The organism is Commensalibacter sp. M0355, from assembly GCF_016101365.1.
Taxonomy (GTDB): Bacteria; Pseudomonadota; Alphaproteobacteria; order Acetobacterales; family Acetobacteraceae; genus Commensalibacter; species Commensalibacter melissae.
In genome coordinates, this window is sequence record NZ_JACFQQ010000002.1 from 39,646 (window position 1) to 58,941 (window position 19,296).

Annotated in this window: 15 protein-coding genes and 1 tRNA gene; 2 read left to right on the plus strand and 14 right to left on the minus strand. The window is 37.9% G+C overall.

What is annotated here, in order from left to right; genetic code table 11:
- Positions 1-34 precede the first annotated feature (34 nt).
- Both H3T44_RS03980 and H3T44_RS03985 read right to left on the minus strand, forming a co-directional pair.
- Positions 35-646 carry a fumarylacetoacetate hydrolase family protein gene (locus H3T44_RS03980; protein WP_198196193.1) on the minus strand — a complete coding sequence of 204 codons (612 nt, stop codon included), beginning with the start codon at positions 644-646 and terminating at the stop codon, positions 35-37.
- A 131-nt stretch (positions 647-777) separates the two neighbouring features.
- Positions 778-852, minus strand: a tRNA-Val gene (locus tag H3T44_RS03985).
- A 122-nt stretch (positions 853-974) separates the two neighbouring features.
- On the opposite strand from H3T44_RS03985, the gene H3T44_RS03990 reads away from it, so the two are divergent.
- Together H3T44_RS03990 and htpG are read left to right on the plus strand one after the other, a co-directional pair.
- A complete protein-coding gene (locus H3T44_RS03990) occupies positions 975-1,829 on the plus strand; it encodes an N-formylglutamate amidohydrolase (RefSeq protein WP_198196195.1) in 855 nt (284 codons plus the stop codon).
- A gap of 113 nt (positions 1,830-1,942) precedes the next feature.
- Positions 1,943-3,784 carry a molecular chaperone HtpG gene (gene htpG / locus H3T44_RS03995; RefSeq protein ID WP_198196197.1) on the plus strand — a complete coding sequence of 614 codons (1,842 nt, stop codon included), beginning with the start codon at positions 1,943-1,945 and terminating at the stop codon, positions 3,782-3,784.
- A gap of 76 nt (positions 3,785-3,860) precedes the next feature.
- Here htpG and panB read toward each other — a convergent pair whose 3' ends face one another.
- The 12 genes from panB to H3T44_RS04055 all read right to left on the minus strand — a co-directional run bounded on the left by panB (position 3,861) and on the right by H3T44_RS04055 (position 19,252).
- Entirely contained in the window at positions 3,861-4,673 is an 813-nt protein-coding gene (gene panB, locus H3T44_RS04000; protein WP_198196199.1) for a 3-methyl-2-oxobutanoate hydroxymethyltransferase, read from the minus strand.
- A gap of 128 nt (positions 4,674-4,801) precedes the next feature.
- On the minus strand, positions 4,802-8,233 hold the full coding sequence (dnaE, locus tag H3T44_RS04005) for a DNA polymerase III subunit alpha (protein WP_198196201.1): 3,432 nt from the start codon (positions 8,231-8,233) through the stop codon (positions 4,802-4,804).
- Positions 8,234-8,249: 16 nt separating this feature from the next.
- Entirely contained in the window at positions 8,250-8,939 is a 690-nt protein-coding gene (locus H3T44_RS04010) for an ABC transporter ATP-binding protein (protein WP_198196203.1), read from the minus strand.
- Positions 8,932-10,191 (minus strand): lipoprotein-releasing ABC transporter permease subunit, encoded by a 1,260-nt coding sequence (locus tag H3T44_RS04015; protein WP_198196205.1) that lies wholly within the window; start codon positions 10,189-10,191, stop codon positions 8,932-8,934. Before H3T44_RS04015 ends, H3T44_RS04010 begins: the two co-directional genes overlap by 8 nt.
- Before the next feature lie 7 nt (positions 10,192-10,198).
- Positions 10,199-11,521, minus strand: coding sequence for a proline--tRNA ligase (gene proS, locus H3T44_RS04020; protein WP_198196207.1), 1,323 nt, complete (start codon positions 11,519-11,521; stop codon positions 10,199-10,201).
- Between the two features lie 71 nt (positions 11,522-11,592).
- On the minus strand, positions 11,593-13,236 hold the full coding sequence (locus H3T44_RS04025) for a ribonuclease J (protein ID WP_110438953.1): 1,644 nt from the start codon (positions 13,234-13,236) through the stop codon (positions 11,593-11,595).
- 23 nt (positions 13,237-13,259) lie between these two features.
- Entirely contained in the window at positions 13,260-14,030 is a 771-nt protein-coding gene (locus H3T44_RS04030; RefSeq protein WP_122123507.1) for a type III pantothenate kinase, read from the minus strand.
- A 3-nt stretch (positions 14,031-14,033) separates the two neighbouring features.
- Positions 14,034-14,789: a biotin--[acetyl-CoA-carboxylase] ligase gene (locus H3T44_RS04035; RefSeq protein WP_198196208.1), complete on the minus strand. Its 756-nt coding sequence runs from the start codon at positions 14,787-14,789 to the stop codon at positions 14,034-14,036.
- A gap of 18 nt (positions 14,790-14,807) precedes the next feature.
- On the minus strand, positions 14,808-16,232 hold the full coding sequence (nuoN, locus tag H3T44_RS04040) for an NADH-quinone oxidoreductase subunit NuoN (protein WP_198196210.1): 1,425 nt from the start codon (positions 16,230-16,232) through the stop codon (positions 14,808-14,810).
- 26 nt (positions 16,233-16,258) lie between these two features.
- On the minus strand, positions 16,259-18,196 hold the full coding sequence (gene nuoL / locus H3T44_RS04045) for an NADH-quinone oxidoreductase subunit L (protein WP_122123504.1): 1,938 nt from the start codon (positions 18,194-18,196) through the stop codon (positions 16,259-16,261).
- Between the two features lie 4 nt (positions 18,197-18,200).
- The gene (nuoK, locus tag H3T44_RS04050) at positions 18,201-18,521 is read right to left on the minus strand and encodes an NADH-quinone oxidoreductase subunit NuoK (protein ID WP_122123503.1); all 321 of its coding nucleotides are present in this window, start codon (positions 18,519-18,521) and stop codon (positions 18,201-18,203) included.
- Positions 18,518-19,252 carry an NADH-quinone oxidoreductase subunit J gene (locus tag H3T44_RS04055; protein WP_198196212.1) on the minus strand — a complete coding sequence of 245 codons (735 nt, stop codon included), beginning with the start codon at positions 19,250-19,252 and terminating at the stop codon, positions 18,518-18,520. Before H3T44_RS04055 ends, nuoK begins: the two co-directional genes overlap by 4 nt.
- Positions 19,253-19,296 lie beyond the last annotated feature (44 nt).

Below are 19,296 nucleotides of genomic sequence, written 5' to 3' on the forward strand. Positions count from 1 at the left end.
GCTTACCAAATAATTTTAATTAAAAATTATGTAATTATTTTACTTTCACTATAGCAATTTCATTTTCCTGCAAAAAGAGTGATATTTGATCCCCAGATTTCAGTTTGCCTACACCCTTTGGCGTACCAGTGAAAATCACATCTGATTTTTTTAATGGAACAAACTGGCTAATATAGGATATAATCTTGCTGAAATTAAATATCATGTTATTGCTATTACCTCTCTGACGCTCTTTTCCATTTAATTTCATTGAAAAGCAAATAGGATGAGATAACAGTTCCTTTTTTACAAAAGAGGAAAGGTAACAGGAATCTTTAAAACCCTTTGCCAAAAACCAGGGTAATTTTTTCTCTTTCAATGCTGTTTGCAGGTCTCTAGCCGTCAAATCAAGGCCAAGAGCGATTTCATCATAATAATTTTCGGCTTTGTTCTCCGAAATTTTAAAACCATCCTGGGAAATCTTTAATACAATTTCTGTTTCATAATGAATATCCTGTGAAAAATCAGGTAGGATAATTGAATCTCCCTCTACCAAGGAGGTGTTGGGTTTACTAAAAATTACGGGGACAGATTCGATTTGATTTCCCAATTCTTTTGCATGTTCAGCAAAATTTCTGCCAACACAATAAATATTATTAATCATCATTTTATCCAATACACAAACAGGAAATTTTAGATGTTTTTTAAATTATACAGGTAAATTATGATGATTATACGTAAAAACGAAAGACAATAATTTTTGAATGATGATTAGTTTTTTTCACGGTTATGATAAGATGGTGGGCGCAACAGGGATTGAACCTGTGACCCCTACCATGTCAAGGTAGTGCTCTCCCGCTGAGCTATGCGCCCATCTTAACGTTTGATAAACTGCTTGATACACATCTTAGTTTAAAAGCGCAAGTGGTCAAATGCAAAAAAATAAAATATTTTATATAAAATCATTCTTTTTTTTCCGTTAGCAAGGTTATTTTGTGCCAATTCATAAAACAAAAATATATCGTTTACAGAAACCTGATAGTAATGTTTTACCGTTTTTAGTCAGCTCACCTCATTCTGGACAATTCTATCCACAGAATTTGCTTGAACTAACAAGATTACCCTTGGATGAATTACGCAAGAGTGAAGACAGTTTTGTCCATGAACTTTTTCATCATGTATCTAATTATGGTGGAAGTTTGTTAAATGCAGAATTATCCCGTATTTTCTGTGATCTCAATCGATGGGCATGGGAACTTGATCCAAAAATGTTCAAAGAACAACTTCCCCCATGGTGTGATACAGAATCCGCTCGGGTAAAAAACGGAATTGGAACAGTTCATAAAATCAGTAATTCAGGAAAAGTTATTTTCAAATATTATCTTTCATTTATTCATATTGAAAAACTAATTCAAAATTATTGGTTTTCCTATCATCAACAAATTAAAAATTTCATTCATAACTTTAAAAATCGTTTTAATGGAGGCATCATCCTCGATGTACATTCAATGCCATCCCCACGCATCCAAACCCCTGCCTTTGCAGATATAGTATTAGGGGACAATTTTTCAAAAAGCTGTTGCCCGCTGTTAATAAACCAGACTGCTAGATATTTTCAATCAAAAGGCTTAACAGTGAAAAAAAATATACCTTATGCAGGAGGGTATATTACCAGTCATTATGGAAATCCTTTTAAAAATATTCATGTTTTACAAATTGAAATAAATAAAAAATTGTATTTGAATGAAGAATGTTTCCAACTCAATGAAAATTTTTTTAGAATTCAAAAAATTATGACTGAATTTCTGATTATGATTACCAGTCAGTGGAAAGAATTTTTAAAAATTTAATTGTTACCAAAAAAAATTATTAATTGTCTTCGTTAATTTCCAGTTTATTTTGTTATATAATTAATTCAAATTTAATTTTAACCCATAAATATGATAAAGGCTTACAAGTGAAAATGAGTGATGCAACATCTACGCATGCTGAAGAACAACACAATTTTAGTGCAGAAGTTGAACGCCTTATGGATCTGGTTGTTCATGCACTTTATTCAGAGAGAGAAATTTTTTTAAGAGAATTAATTGCCAATTCTGCAGATGCATTGGATAGAAGACGTTTTGAATCGCTTACCAATCAAACAGTTGCCTTGCCCGATAAACCCCAAATAATTTTAACCGTTGATAAAAAGGGAAATTTATTAACGATCAGTGATGATGGTCTCGGTATGAGTAAAGATGAGATGATCCAAAATCTCGGAACCATTGCAAAATCAGGAACAAGAGCGTTTGAAAAACAGCTCAAGGATGCCAAACCCGAAGATCGTGTTAACCTCATCGGTCAATTTGGTGTTGGATTTTATTCAGCCTTCATGGTGGCGGATAAAGTTGAGGTAATTTCACGACGTGCCGGATCGGATGAAGCCTGGGCATGGAACTCTGAAGGTAAAGGCAAGTATAGTATCGCTTCCTCAACAAGAAATACACCTGGTACAGATGTTATTCTTCATATTAAAAAAGATGCTGAAGAATATTTGGAAAGCATGCGACTGGAGAATATTATCCGTAAATGGGCAGATCATATTGCCTGGCCCATTACGATTAAACAGGATGACAAAGAAACATCCGCCAATGAAGGTCAAGCAATCTGGACAAAACCACGTGGCGATATATCCGATGAACAACTAGATGAATTCTATCGTCATGTAACCCATTTATTTGACAAACCATTGGCTACGCTTTTATGGCATGCTGAAGGCGTGATTGAATTCACTTCTTTGTTATTTATTCCCGGAATGGTTTCTCCATTCGCACCAGTCGATCAAGAAAGAAAAAGCAAGGTACGATTGCATGTACGCCGTATGTTTATTACGGATGAAGCGGACATGCTTCCACCTTGGTTACGTTTCATTCAGGGGATTGTGGATACTGAAGATCTTCCCCTAAATGTATCCAGGGAAATGCTACAAAACACGCCCGTTCTTGCACGTATTCGTAAGAACCTTGTTAACCGTGTGATAAGTGAATTAAAAAAACTTTCGGAAGATAAAGAAAAATATACAAAGTTTTGGGAACTTTTCGGGGCAATTCTTAAAGAAGGACTTTGGGAACCCAATGAAAACAATGATACAATTGCCAAAATCTCAAGATTCTATTCATCTACCGTTGATGGTTTGACAAGTCTTTCCGACTATGTGGAACGTATGAAAGAAAATCAGGAGGCCATCTATTTCTTGGCTGGAGATTCCCTTGAAGTCTTAAAAACCTCACCTCATCTTGAAGGTTTCAAGGCACAAGGAATCGAGGTCCTATTATTCACTGATCCCGTGGATGCTTTCTGGCCTGATCGGTTTGGAAAATTTGAGGAAAAACCTTTACGCAGCATTACCCGTGCCAAGGAAGATCTCGATAAACTTATGGGAAAGGAGGAAAGATCAAACAGCGAGGAAGAAGAAAAACTTTTAAAAACTTTGATGGAAAGTTTGAAAGACAAAATTACGGATGCTCGCATGACGACACGCCTTGTTGACAGTCCTGTAATTTTGGCAGCAAAAGAGGACGGTCCCGATTTACAGATGCAACGTTTAATGCGTCGTAATGATCGCTCAATTCCTTCAGCCCCACCTGTTCTGGAAATTAATCCTAATCATAATTTAATCAAATCTTTAATCAAGAAGGTAAATTCAGGTGAGAATATAGATGAAGCTGCTTTTATACTGCTTGATCTTGCAAAAATACAGGATGGGGAAATGCCATCTGATCCAACATTATTTGCAAAACGTATTGCAGCCGCATTAGCATAATCCTAGATATATCAAAAATGGCGATGCATCAATGAATGCTCGCCTTTTTCAAAACCTTAAACAAGAAATATTTGGTCTATTTTTCAAAACAGAATTCAGCGCTTGGAAAAGTTCTGGATCTGACTTCCATGGCATATGATTTGACTGCCTCTTCCATTGTTTGACCAATTTGGGCATACCGTTTAACAAATTTTGGTTTAAATCCTTGAAAAACGCCAAAAATATCATCACATACCAAGACTTGACCATCACAGGCTGGAGAAGCACCTATTCCAATTGTAGGAATTGATAATTGTTCAGTAATTGTTTTTGCCACTGATTCAACCACTCCCTCCAAAACAATTGCAAAAGCACCCGCTTTGGCAATAGCATTACTATCTCGCATGACTTTTTCAATTTGTTTGGTGTTTCTTCCTGCAATTTTAAACCCACCCATGGTTTGAACAGCTTGCGGCATCAATCCAACATGTCCACAAACAGGTATACCTCTTTTGACAAGAAATTCAACGGTTTCAGCCATTTCCTCCCCACCTTCGAGTTTCACTGCTGCTGCACCCGTTTCCTGCAATATGCGTGCTGCGTTCCTAAAGGCCTGCTGCGGATTTTCCTGATAGGAGGCGAAAGGTAAATCAACCATCACACACGCATTTTTTGATCCACGCATAACAGCCTTGCCATGTTCGATCATCATTTCAACTGTCACGGCCAAAGTCGTGTCAAATCCGTAAATGACCATCCCGAGTGAATCACCCACAAGTATCAAATCAACATGAGGATCCACAATTTGTGCAACTGAAGCAGTATAGGCGGTCAAGGAAACAATTGGTTCCTTATTTTTTTTCGCCGATATCTGGGGAACAGTAATTCTTTTGATCTTATTCTCTATCATTCAAATCTCTATGATTTATAACTGATTAAACCTATTGTAAAATATTAATGACCATTTATCATTTATGATGTTAAAACCAGCCTGATTAACAAATTATTTCAAAAAATTTTATTATAATTTTTTATTTTTTAGAATTGATCTACTTTTTCAACGCCATTGATCACTTTGATATGCTGTGCAAGAACGGGTGATACATTATAGTATCCTGGTAATAAAATTTCCACCTCTTGTTGCTGAACAAGATTGGGAATTAAAATGATTTTTCCATTGCCTTTCTGCGTATTTTCCAACAATTTTGAAATTGTTTCTACAGCTTGGACGTCATCAATCCATATTTTGAGTTCCTTGACCAAACCGGATATCGCTGTTTCAAGATCTTCCACGTGATTTGCCGTTATACGCAAATTTTCTGCATCCAACCTTAAATCAACCGTTACGATAACCATTTTACCAGTTACAAGCAAATCACGGAAACGGTTCAAACTTTCAGAAAAAAAAGTTATCTCACAGGCTCCAGTTTTATCCGATAATCCAACCCAAGCCATTTTGGTCCCTTTACGGGTAGGACGTTCCTTACAATTTAATATACAGCCAGCAAGTTTAATTCTTCCCTCTCCGGAACGAGCAATTGTTTCGAGATTATTTATCGGTTGTATTCCCAATTTGATCAGTAAAGCCCTAAACGAATCTAGTGGATGGGCTGTCATATGATAGCCTATTGCCTCAGCTTCCAAAGTTAACCGTTCAATTTCGGGCCATTCAGCCACACTGTTAATTTTTAACGGTTCTGCTATTTGTGCCGTGGCATTTTGAAATAATCCAATTTGGCCACTTGCTTTTTCCTCTTTTCGTGCATGGGCTCTCCGTAAAATCACTTCGGCTGATACAAAAACCTTATGTCTGTTATTTTCGACTGAATCAAAAACACCCGCCTTGGCAAGATTTTCAAGTTGGCCCTTATTTAAATTCTGATAATCAATGCGTTCGGCAAAATCTGCAAGATTTTTGAAATCTCGACCATCCCGATCGTGAACCAAGGCTTCCATGGCGCTAAAACCCGCTCTTTTAACTGCAGCTAATGCATAGCGTATAGCCAAACTGCCATCAGGTTGTTTCTCAATTTCAAAATCAGCACCGGATTTGTTGATATCAGGAGGCAAGACAGAAATGCCAATTCTTTTGGCCTCTTGTCGAAGAATGGCTAACTTATCCGTCTTTTCTCGTGCCAGTGACATACACGCGGCAAAAAAAGCCACTGGATAATTCGCTTTCATCCATGCTGTCTGATAAGAAACCAGAGCATAAGCAGCAGCGTGGGATTTATTGAACCCATAATCAGCAAACCGCGCCATCAAATCAAATATCTCTATCGCTTTTTGCCGATCAATACCATTTTTAGTTGCACCTTCAGTAAAAATCTCACGCTGCTTATCCATTTCGGAACGAATTTTCTTACCCATTGCTCGACGTAAGAGATCCGCCCCTCCAAGACTATAATTAGCCAATCTCTGGGCAATTTGCATGACCTGTTCTTGATAGACCATGATGCCATAAGTCTCTTCAAGAATATCCCTTATTTTTTCATGCGGTGATTGCCATTCCTCTCCATGCTTACGTCGACAATAATCGGGAATATTGGCCATCGGGCCTGGTCGGTACAAAGCGACAGCGGCAATCAGATCCTCTATACGACTGGGTTGCATTTGACGCAAAACATCACGCATCCCGGCGCCTTCAAATTGAAAAACGCCTCCGGATTCACCTCGACTCAACATTTCATAAGTCAGGGTATCATCAAGTGGAATTTTTGACAGATCAATATGTTGTCCCAACTTTTCCAGCATTTTAACAGCTCGCTGCAAAATCGTCAGGGTGGTTAATCCTAAAAAGTCAAATTTAACCAACCCAACCTGTTCGACAAATTTCATATTATATTGCGTAACAAGCATATCACTTTTTGGATCACGATAAAGTGGCACAAGTTCAACCAGCGGACGATCCCCTATGACCACACCCGCTGCGTGCGTACCTGCATGACGGTATAATCCCTCCAACTGCAAAGCCACTTGTAAAAGACGATGTATATTTTCATCTGTTGCCTGCATTTCCTGCAATCTAGGTTCAGTTTCAATGGCCTGTTTCAAGGTAACTGGATGGGCGGGATTGTTTGGTATGAGTTCAGCAACCTTATTGACCATTCCAAAAGGAAATCCAAGAACACGACCAACATCACGAACAGCAGCACGCGCAGCCAATTTTCCGAAAGTTATAATCTGTGCCACCTGATTGGTTCCATAGGCTTGTCTTACATATTCAATGACTTCATCTCGTCGGTCTTGACAAAAATCGATGTCAAAATCCGGCATTGAAACACGTTCAGGATTTAAAAAGCGCTCAAACAGCAAATTAAAGCGCAAAGGATCCAAATCAGTAATCGTCAATGCCCAGGCCACCAAGGATCCTGCCCCAGATCCCCTTCCCGGTCCGACAGGAATATCATGTTCCTTGGCCCACTGAATAAAATCAGCAACTATAAGAAAATAACCTGAAAACCCCATATTCTTGATAATATTTATTTCGTAATCAAGACGATCCACATATTTCTGGCGATGATCTTGTGTAAGATCGCATATGGATATCAAACGTTTTTCCAGACCTGTTTTTGCCATATGTTCAAGCGTATCCTCGGCCGTTGTCCCCGCCTTTATTTTTCTACTATGTGGCAGCATAGGTTTTCTGGTTTCAATTTTAACTGCACACCGTTTTGCGATTTCAATCGTGTTACCGCATGCTTCAGGAAGATCCGAAAACAGAGCGCACATCATTTCCGGTGGCTTGAACCAGTGTTCAGGTGTAACTCTCCAACGATCCTGCATATCAACAGTACATCCCTGCGCAATACAAATTAGCGCATCGTGCGCCTCGTACAATTCAGGAGTCGGAAAAAAACATTCATTTGTTGCTACAAGGGGTAAGCCATACCGGTCTGCCAGATTAATTAAACCTGGCTCAACCGATTTTTCCTCAGCCAGATTATGACGTTGCAATTCAACAGCCAAACGCCCTGGAAAAGCTTTTGCAAACTGTTCAAGCAACATAGATGCATGCTTTTCCTGACCTTCAGATAATAATTGAAATATAGGCCCGCGTGTTCCTCCAGTTAAAAGAATTAAACCCTCTGAATGTTCACATATTGTATCTACATTGACAAAGGGATCCGATGGATCTCCTTTTAGAAAACCTTCTGATGAAAGAAATTGTAAATTCAACAATCCAATATCATTTTGGGCCAACAAAACAATTGGCCAATTTGTAATATGACGCGGTTGTTCACCAAAAACGGGAATACCGATCTGGGATCCAATAATCGGCTGTATGCCTGCATCAACACAGGTTTTTGAAAATTCCAATGCTCCAAACAGATTTCCTGTATCCGTAATTGCGATAGCTGGCATGTTCATTGTCTTGGCCAGCTTAACCATTTGAGGTATGCGAATAGCCCCCTGACTTAGTGAATATGCAGAATGGCTACGAAGATGGATAAAAGAGGCAAGAGACATCTATTTTTATACCTTATTATAAATGACAAGGAATTATTTTGCCCTCATGCAAGGTAACAACCCGATCCATTTTGGTGGCTAGGCAATGATTATGAGTAACGATCAAAGCCGTCAAACCTTCACTACGTACAACCTGTAACAGCAAATTAAAAACATGCTCGGAATTCTTTTCATCTAAATTTCCCGTTGGTTCATCCGCCAATAGAATTTTTGGTGAATTTACCATAGCCCGTGCAATTGCGACCCGCTGTTTCTCTCCACCAGACAACTTTCCTGGGTAATGATCGACACGATGACCAAGACCAAATTTCTTTAACCAGTCCCTACCTATATTTACCGCTTTCGTTTTAGAACTCCTTGCTATCAATTGTGGTATCAAAACATTTTCCAAGGCAGTAAATTCAGCAAGCAAATGATGAAACTGATAAACAAATCCTATTGAATTTAATCTTAATTGCGTTCTTTCCCGATCATTCAATCTGGAAGATTTTCGACCTTGAATAATAATTTCGCCCTTTTGGGGTTTTTCAAGCAATCCTGCAATATGCAACAAGGTTGATTTACCCGTACCAGAAGGAGCAATCAGGGCAACAATTTCACCATGATTGAGCGTAAAATCAGCATTGTGCAAAATTTGAAGGTTCCCATCACCATTTTTATAGGCATGTGAAATTTTATCTAACTGGAGGACGACTTGATTATTCATTTCTCAATGCCTCAACTGGATCCGTTTTTGCTGCTTTCCAAGATGGATATAATGTCGCCAGTAAAGAAAGGAACAAAGCCATTGACACAACCTGTATCACATCTGCCCAATCTAACTTAGCCGGCAAATGTTCAAGATAATAAACCTCAGGATTAAATAGATTTGTTCCCGTGATTTTTTGCAAACCCTGACGTATATGTTCTATATTTTTACAAAATAAAATTCCCAATACAGTTCCTATCAGTGTTCCTGTTACCCCAACAGATGCCCCGCACATCAGGAATATCCGCATTATCGCACCACGTGATGCCCCCATGGTTCTAAGTATTGCAATATCACGTGTTTTATCCTTGACCATCATAATCAAAGAGGATATGACATTAAAAGCAGCAACCAATATAATTAACGCCAGAATAAGAAACATCACATTCTGTTCAACTTGCACTGCTCCAAAAAAAGCATTGTTGCTCTGAGTCCAATCAACAAATTTCAGATTATCATTTCTAAACGAATTCTCAAGTTGATGCGTAACAGCTTGAATATGGGTTGAATCATTTGAGAATATCTGGATTCCTGTTACCTCATCATCAAGCTGAAAATATTTCTGTGCAGCTTGCATCGGTAAAAAAACATAACTGGAATTATATTCATGCATACCAGAATCAAATATACCAATGATTCTATAGGATTTGATTCTGGGAATATTACCCATTACTGTTGCGGACCCTTTAGGTGAAATTAAAGTTAACCTTGAACCAACTCCCAGATTTGCTTGCTCAGCAAGAGTTTCACCAATAATGATGACATCATCGCCTTGAAATTGTTTCAAAACTGTTGGATCAAGGGTTTTACTAATGACCTTGAGTTTTTCCAAACCAGAAGCTGTCATTCCCCTAACCATTCCACCAGAGTTGAAATTTCCAGCACTTATCAACACTTGTCCTTCAATAAAGGGAATGGCTGATGTAATATGGGGCATTTGTTCAATTCTGTTGGATAAATTATTATATCCCCTTAAAGAGGTTGGCCCATCATAAGATTGACTGTATACACTCAAATCTCCATTCAAGCCTAATATACGTCCCAATAAATCAGCCTTGAAACCGTTCATGACAGCCATGACGACTATTAATGTTCCAACACCCAAGGCTATTCCTATCAATGAAAAAATAGCTATTATTGAAACAAAACGCTCGCCTTTTCTAGCACGAAGATATCGTTTTGCAACCATTCTTTCAAAAGAGCCAAACATAAATCCATTACCCTTGATAAGAGGAAATATAATTCATCACCTGTTCTATAGATACTTCCGTTCTTTCGCCGGTTTCACGACGTTTAATCTCGACAACATTATTACCTATCCCTCTTGGACCGATAATAATTTGCCAAGGGTGCCCCATCAAATCAGCATCTGCAAATTTCACTCCAGCCCGTTCATCACGATCATCATATAAAAACTGTTCTTGATCCATTTTATACAATGCTTCACAAGCATCTTTACAAGCTTGATTCTTCAATCCCAAATTAATAATCACGGCTTTGAAAGGAGCAATAGCATCTGGCCATATTATCCCCTGATCATCATGTGATGATTCAATTATTGCCCCGACAAGACGGGAAACCCCAATACCATAAGAACCCATGTGAGGATTTATTTTGTCACTATCAGGTCCTATCACAGAAACATTCATTGCCTCTGTATATTTTGTTCCAAAATAGAAGATTTGACCTACCTCAATTCCACGTCCTTCACAGCGTCTGGATTCTGGAACTTTTTGCCACTCATTCTGATCATGTTTCTCATCAGTGGCGGCATAAAATCGTGTCATACGTTGGAAGAAAGCGGCCAAGGATTCCTTATCATTTGTATCAACCGGCATTTCAAGCCAGTTCTGTTCCGTGAAATCAGAATCAAAATAGATCCCGCTTTCACCCGTAGATGCCAGAATAATAAATTCATGGCTTAAGTCCCCGCCTATCGGACCTGTATCAGCCAACATTGGAATTGCTTTTACACCAATTCTTTGAAATGTCCTGAGATAAGAAAGCATCATTTTATGATAGGTTACAACGGCATCTTCATAATTAAGATCAAAACTGTATCCATCTTTCATATAGAATTCCCGTCCACGCATCACACCGAAACGTGGACGAATTTCATCCCTGAACTTCCACTGAATTTGGTATAAAAGCTGTGGAAGTTCTTTATAGGATTTTATAAATTGTCCAAATATATCCGTTATCATTTCTTCATTCGTGGGACCATATAAAAGATCACGTTTGTGACGATCGACAATACGAAGCATTTCCGGTCCATAAGCATCATAACGCCCAGAACGTTTCCATAAATCCGCCGATTGCAAAGTTGGCATCAAAACTTCCTGTGCATTGATAGCATTTTGTTCTTCCCTCACAATTCTCGATATATTGTCAAGAACTCTTAAGCCCAAGGGCAGCCATGCATAAATACCAGAAGACATTTGCCGAACCATCCCTGTTCTTAACATGAGACGATGAGAGATAATTTGAGCTTCAGCTGGATCTTCTTTTAAAGTTGGAAGAAAACTGGACGATAGACGCATATTTATCCTATTAAAACCATATTTTTATGAAACATTACAATCGATCAATATTACTCAATATCAATAGAATATCACAACCGTATGACGTGAACCTCGATAAGCGGTTTTTTACCAAGCTTACGCCCCAGAATACGTCTTAGTATTGATTTCGATTTGTCAATTAATTCTTCGTCATTCAACCGAACTGTTCTTGGCAATTGTTCAATTGCATCGGCAAAATTATCAATAATAAGATCACAATCATCATACTGATCCAGTAAACCGGGCGCGCTTATATTTGGATCACTCAACAACATACCCTCATCATCCACTGCAAAACTTGCAACAATAACACCGTTATAAAGCATGCGTCGACGTGCCGCCAATACGTTCCCATCTATGGATAAAAGCCTGTTTCCATCAACCGTCAAGCGGCCATAAGGTACACTATTTACAATTTTGGTTGGTCCTGGTGCCAATTGAATGATATCTCCATCCTCAAGCAGGATAGGTTCAGAGTTACAAGACTTGGCAATTTCCGCCTGTGCATTCAAATGAACCCACTCACCATGAACAGGAATGCCGTATTTTGGTTTTACCAGTTTATATAATTCTGTAACTTCATCATGACTGGCATGTCCTGAAACATGAACCAAATGATCTACGGATGTTATTACCCTGACCCCGCGACGCACCAGATTATCCTGTACACGCATGATTGCCAATTCATTACCTGGAATTGTACGACTGCTGTAAATAACAGTATCTCCAACACCAAAAGATATATGTTGATGTGTATCATAGGAAATACGAGTTAAGGCTGATCTTTCCTCCCCTTGACTTCCCGTAATAATGAATACAACATTTTCCTGATCAATTTCATTCATATTCTGTTCCGTATAAAACGGAGGAATACCCCGAAAATATCCATTTTCACGTGCTGCAATTTCAATATTCTGCAAAGAGCGGCCAATAATTACCACAGGGCGATTGGCCTGTTTTGCTGCATAAGCAATCGTCTCGATCCTTGAGACATTACTTGCGAAACAAGTTACTGCAACTCTTCCCCTGATATTAGCAATAAGATCAACCATGCTTTTTCTGACGGCACCCTCTGATTCAGGCGCACGTCTGACAATCGCATTCGTACTATCACAAATCATTGCCAAAACACCTTCATCACCTATCTCGGCAAATTTTGAAAGATTTGTTGGATGACCTATTACAGGATCAGGATCGAATTTCCAGTCACCTGTATGTAATACTGTTCCATAAGGAGTGCGAATTACAACACTTTGCGCTTCAGGTATAGAATGCGTTACAGGTATAAATTCCAGATCAAATTCCCCAATTCTGATACGGGCTCCAATATCAATCAGATGAATTGTGACATCATTCAGTAAGTTAGCCTCTCTCAATTTTCTTCTAATAATTGAAGCGGCAAACGATGTTGCATAGATTGGACACTCCAATGCTTCCCAAAGATATGTTATCGCACCGATATGATCTTCATGTGCGTGAGTGATAACCAATCCTAACAAACTATCTTTATATCGAATGATGAACTCAGGATCAGGCACCAGAATATCGGCTTCCGGCATGTCGTTACCACTAAAACCAATGCCACAATCAAATGCAAGCCATGACCCATTAAGACGATATAAATTAAAATTCATACCAATTTCACCTGTTCCTCCTAAGGGAAGAAAGGCAAAATCGTTTGCAGTTTCATTCATGTTTATCCTTTTTATTATTTTTACTATGATGTTTTATTACGATTTGCAAGCAATCTTAAACCTTCTAACGTTAATTCCAGACTAATTTTTTCAAAAATATCGGTACCTTCTGCCAATAAGGATGCCAATCCGCCTGTTCCTATAACGCGATAGGAACAATTAGCTTCGGCTCCAATCCTTTTTATGATACCCTCAATAAGACCTATATATCCCCAATATATACCTGATCGCATTGCGTTAACTGTTTCTTTGCCTATCACGGAAATGGGTTTCATTATACCGATCTTTGGTAATCGAGCTGCGGCTTTATGTAGAGATTCCAAAGATAAAGTAAGACCGGGTGAAATAATTCCTCCGCAATAATTTCCTTTTTCATCAATAACATCAAATGTTGTGGCTGTCCCTAGATCCACAACAATTAAAGGACCCCCAAATAGAGTATGAGCTGCTAGGCCATTTAGCAAACGATCAACACCCACTTCATGAGGGTTATCAATTAAAATTTTGAATCCCCAATCCAGATCAGATGAAGCGATAAGAGGTTCGACGCCAAACCATTGTCGACACAATAATCTCAATTGATATAAAATCGGGGGAACAACAGTACCAATGATAATGTTGTCAATCTGATCAGTTTTTATCCCACATGCTTGCAGTAAAATAAGTAATGTCGCGGCGTATTCATCTGATGTATGGTTGGGAATTGTACTCATTCGCCATGAACCCACCCATTTTTCACCATTATGTATAGCAAATACAACATTGGTATTGCCCGCATCAATGACCATTAACACGCTTTAACAATCCTGAGAATTATCTAACCAAAAAACTTCACCCGTAGAGAAACTTCGCATTTCCTTTACAGTTTGTAATAATAGTAACCCATGTTCATCAATACCACAATAAATTCCTTCCCAACTATTTTGCTGTAAATTTACAGTTAATTTTGAATTTAAAGGTATTGATTTCTTTATCCATGCCTCACGTATAATTTTTTCTTGGTCATTTGTTAAAAAATTTATCCAGTAATCAAAATAATATATAATTTTCTTTGATAACTCTTTTGCTAAGGGTGGTTTAGTTACAAAATCTTTTAAACAACCCAATTTTCTATTCAAATCAGGATAACTATTGATATTGACACCAAAACCCATAACCAACCATTCTAATTGACTGGTCTTGGAAATATTGCTTTCAATTAGAATTCCACCAATTTTCCTGTTTTTATACAATAGATCATTAGGCCATTTAATAAATAATTCATGATCGACTTTGCTGTAAAATCTTACAGCATCATAAAGAGATAATGCTGCAACAAACGGAATCCAATTCAATTTTATATTTGATGATCTTGGCCAATATAATAAAGAAAAGGCTAAATTACCCTGAGGTTCGATCCATTTGCGCCCACGGCTTCCCCGTGGTGATGACTGAGAGTCAGCCAAAACAGCCAGATTTGTTTTATGTCCTGATCTGGCCATCTCAATGCAGTGATCATTGGTAGACGATAACGTGGAATAATGTTCAAATTTCCAGAACCTTCTTTTTTCCACGTTTAGACACTTAAATGATTAATTAAACAAAGATTTAGCCGCAATGCGTCCAACATGCATCATTGGGCCCATAAATATGATAAAAATTACCGTTAACGCGCTCATACCAAAGGACATAAAAGAAATTGATAATGAACGATGATCAAGTTGTCCATGAGATTTATCCATGAAGATGATCTTGACAATCCTAAGATAGAAAAAAGCGCTTAAAACGCTGGCAACAATTCCAACTGTTGCAAGTACATATAAATGAACCTGAATAGCTGCCCAAAAAACCATAAATTTACCAAAGAATCCTGCAAGTGGCGGAACACCTGCCATACTAAACATGAAAATTGCCATAGCAACCGCTATGCCCGGATCACTTTTACCAAGTCCGGCCAAATCATTTATGTTTTCTACAACCTTACCTTTTCGTGTCATAGATGTAATCACGGCAAAAGTTCCGACATTCATGAAAAGATAAGTTGTCAAGTAAATGATCGTTCCCAAAACGCCATTTGAATTTCCTGCGGCTAATCCAACCATTGCATATCCCATATGTGCAACTGAAGAATAAGCCATCATTCTTTTAATATTTAATTGAGATATAGCACCAATACTTCCAATAATTATGGATAACAATGATATAACTTCAATCAAAAACTGCCATTGATAGGATAGGGTTCCAAAAGGTCCCGTCATTAACCGTAAAAATAATGCAAAAGCTGCAAATTTTGGCGACGTCGAAAGAAAGGTTGTAATAGGCGTTGGAGCACCTTGGTAAACATCCGGTGTCCACATATGAAAAGGTACTGCAGAAATTTTAAAGCATATTCCGATTAAAACAAAAACCAGTCCCACGACAAAACCCATATTATTATAATTTGCCGCTGCAATGGCTTTATGAACATTGTTATATTCCATACTTCCAGCTACGCCATAAAGCATTGAAATACCATAAAGTAAAATTGCAGACGCGACTGATCCCAAAATGAAATATTTTATCCCAGATTCAGCTGATAACGGATTGTTACGATCAATTGCACATAAAATATATAAAGATAACGAAGATAGCTCCAGTCCAAGATACAGGCTCATAAGATTATTGGAGGAGACCATAACCATTGCACCGACCGTGGAAAAAATGATCAACGCTATAAATTCAAAATATGTTGTTTTATTTTTTTTATTAAAATCCAAGGACAAAATAATTGTTAATAAACCTGCAATAAGAACCAGCAATTTCATGTAACGGGAAAATTCATCATTTACAAATAACCCGTAATATGCCAACCCATTTGCATTGGTTAACGTTAAAAATCCCGCGGCAATAAATATTGCCGTGGAAAAAATGGCAGAGGGAAAAAAGGAATTTTCCTTTTTTTGCAGCGCCCCGAATAACAATATAATAAGACCACCAATTGTTAATACAATTTCTGGAATAGCAAGCGTCCAATTCATCGGATTTATCCTGACTTAACTTAATATCATTGATAGATCAGGAAAGTGGCGACGATAACCACCAACCCAATTGCCATGGTAAAAGCATATAAAGCAAAAGAACCATTTTGAATCCAGGATATCCCTTTGGCAGAACGATTTGTAAATTGCGCCAGTATGACAGGAAATTCCTGGATAATATCTTTTTCACCAATTTTCCATAATGCCTTAGACAAAACCGCATAAGGACGGATAATTATTACATCGTAAAGTTTATCAAAATACCATGCATTTAATAGAAAACGGTAAAACCCCTTCATTGACTGAGCTAATGATATAGGGATATTCGGATTAACTATATAACATAAATAAGCGATTAAAATACCCAGTATACCAAGTATAAGTGGCATTAATGCAATAATTGCAGGTGTATGTTGCTCAATAATCATATGCAAATTAGCTGAAACATTAACAATTGAACCTCCCCAAAATATAACTTGTTGAGAACCTATATAATAAGGATATAGGATAATGCCTCCAATAATTGATGAAACACCAAGTATGATCATGGGTAAAGTCATAGAGAAAGGAGATTCTTTTGCATGATCATAATTTTCCTTATGTTTTGGTTTTCCATGGAACACAAGAAACAACATCCGCCAGCTATATAGGCTTGTAAGAAACGCAGTTAATAACAATACAACCCAAGCCGCATATCCCAAGGAAGATTGGGTTGCCCAAACAGCTTCCAGAATGGCATCTTTTGACCAGTAACCTGCAAATGGATATATTCCACCCAATGCTAAACAGCCTATCCACATCAATATGCAAGTCAAAGGTAATTTTTTATACAATCCACCCATCTTGAACATATCCTGTTCATCATGAAGCGCGATAATCACTGATCCCGCACCAAGAAACAACAATGCCTTGAAAAAAGCGTGTGTCGTTAAATGGAATACTGCAATTTGATAGGTTCCCACACCAACTGCGACAAACATATATCCAAGCTGAGAACAGGTTGAATAAGCAATGGATTTCTTAATATCTGATTGTACCAAAGCAACAGAACCGGCAAATAATGCTGTTAATGATCCTATAACAATAATGAATATCTTAACATGTGGAGCCAATTCAACCAGGGGTGACATTCTTGCCATCAAGAATACACCTGCTGTCACCATAGTTGCGGCATGAATAAGTGCGGAAACTGGCGTTGGTCCTTCCATTGCATCCGGTAACCATACATGAAAAAACAATTGGGCAGACTTTCCCATGGCCCCGACAAATAGCAGGAATGCAATAAATTCATATATCTGGAAATCAAAACCCAATAAATGATAATGCAGTTGAACTAAATCAGGTAATTTTTGAAATATTTCATTATAAAAAACCGAACCGGTCGTGATAAAAAGCAAACTAATGCCTACGAGAAAAAATAGATCCGCAATACGATTTACAACAAAAGCCTTGATTGCGGCTGATATAGCTGCTGGACGCATATACCAGTATCCAATAAGTAAATAACTGCATAAACCTACCCCTTCCCAGCCAAAAAACAATTGAACCAGATTATTAGAGGTAATCAAGGCAATCATACTGAATGTAAATAAAGATAAATATGCAAAAAAACGATAAGTTGGCATCGTGTCATGCGACATGTATCCCATACTATAGATATGGATTAACAAGGATATGCTTGATACCATCGTCAACATGGCGACAGACAAACTGTCCAGTTTCAAATACCAGTTAATATGAAAATTACCGGCATTGATCCACTCCATGAAATGAACGACTTGACTATCCATATGATTGGCAAAAAATTGCCAAGTTACAAGCCATGCACATGTAACCGATATGGACATTCCAAGAATAGAAATAAACTTTGCAAATGAATCACCGATTATCCGCCCCATTAACCCTGCGCATAAAAAACCAGCCAAGGGTGAGATAACAGCTGTAATAAATAATGATGATGTCATTTCTTTACCCCTTCATCATCATCGTATCTTGCACTTCCACCGACCGACGATTACGATAAAATACCATAATGATGGCAAGTCCGATGGCAGATTCTGCAGCGGCGACTGTAAGGCTAAACATAACCATAATCTGCCCTGTTAAATTGCTATATAAAGAAGAGAATGCAATTAAATTAAGATTTGCAGATAAAAGCATCAATTCAATAGACATCAATATAACAATTAAATTCTTCCGATTGGCAAAAACACCAAACAGACCAATTGAAAATAAAATACCACTGACAATCATATAGGGAGCAAGCCCCACAGAATTTAAAATATTCATTTCATTTGCTCCCTTTGTTGTCTTTTTTCAGTAATATCGGTTTTATCACCAGGTTTTGGACCGAAGGAATCCTCTTGTGCAACACCATAATAAGTCTCTTTGGGACGAAGGAAACCGCCAATATCCTGAATGCTTTTATTCAAGGGCACATCACGAATTTCCAGAGTTTGGCTAGGTTCGCGCATATGTTGGCGCATAATGTTCTGTCTACGGTTTTTAGGATTTTTATGCAGGGTCAAGACAATTGCACCGATCATTGCAACAAGCAGGATTAATCCACAAATCTGGAATAACAAAACATAATGCGTATATAAAATATCCCCCAATGCTTTGGTATTCGAAATATCATGCAACGCAGAATTTTGACCCTTGCCTATCAATTCAGGATCAACATGCCAATGGATGGCAATCATAATAAATTCAACGACAAGAATAAAAGCAATGATACAACCCACAGGCATGTAACGTTGCATTCCTTCCTTTAACTGGACCAGCTCTATTTGCATTGTCATTACAATAAACATAAACAGAACCATGACTGCACCAGCATATATGGCTATCAAAAGTATAGCCAAAAATTCGGCACCGGCCAGCATGAATAATCCAGCGGCATTACAGAATGCAAGAATTAGAAATAGGGCTGCATGAACTGAATTTCGAGCAAAAACAACCATCGATGCTGATAGTAGCAAAATTATTGCGAAAATATAGAAAAGAATAATCGGTGTCATTATCCTAATTCCTGATCAAAGATCTTTATAAGACCCGATATATA

What these genes read in the sequence shown, in the direction of transcription:
- htpG (WP_198196197.1), top strand. Translation starts at nt 1,943, where the DNA reads ATGAGTGATGCAACATCTACGCATGCTGAAGAACAACACAATTTTAGT.
- H3T44_RS04015 (WP_198196205.1), bottom strand. Translation starts at nt 10,191, where the DNA reads ATGTTTGGCTCTTTTGAAAGAATGGTTGCAAAACGATATCTTCGTGCT.
- H3T44_RS04025 (WP_110438953.1), bottom strand. Translation starts at nt 13,236, where the DNA reads ATGAATGAAACTGCAAACGATTTTGCCTTTCTTCCCTTAGGAGGAACA.
- H3T44_RS04055 (WP_198196212.1), bottom strand. Translation starts at nt 19,252, where the DNA reads ATGACACCGATTATTCTTTTCTATATTTTCGCAATAATTTTGCTACTA.
- nuoK (WP_122123503.1), bottom strand. Translation starts at nt 18,521, where the DNA reads ATGAATATTTTAAATTCTGTGGGGCTTGCTCCCTATATGATTGTCAGT.
- proS (WP_198196207.1), bottom strand. Translation starts at nt 11,521, where the DNA reads ATGCGTCTATCGTCCAGTTTTCTTCCAACTTTAAAAGAAGATCCAGCT.
- H3T44_RS04010 (WP_198196203.1), bottom strand. Translation starts at nt 8,939, where the DNA reads ATGAATAATCAAGTCGTCCTCCAGTTAGATAAAATTTCACATGCCTAT.
- dnaE (WP_198196201.1), bottom strand. Translation starts at nt 8,233, where the DNA reads ATGTCTCTTGCCTCTTTTATCCATCTTCGTAGCCATTCTGCATATTCA.
- nuoN (WP_198196210.1), bottom strand. Translation starts at nt 16,232, where the DNA reads ATGAATTGGACGCTTGCTATTCCAGAAATTGTATTAACAATTGGTGGT.
- H3T44_RS03980 (WP_198196193.1), bottom strand. Translation starts at nt 646, where the DNA reads ATGATGATTAATAATATTTATTGTGTTGGCAGAAATTTTGCTGAACAT.
- nuoL (WP_122123504.1), bottom strand. Translation starts at nt 18,196, where the DNA reads ATGACATCATCATTATTTATTACAGCTGTTATCTCACCCTTGGCTGGT.
- panB (WP_198196199.1), bottom strand. Translation starts at nt 4,673, where the DNA reads ATGATAGAGAATAAGATCAAAAGAATTACTGTTCCCCAGATATCGGCG.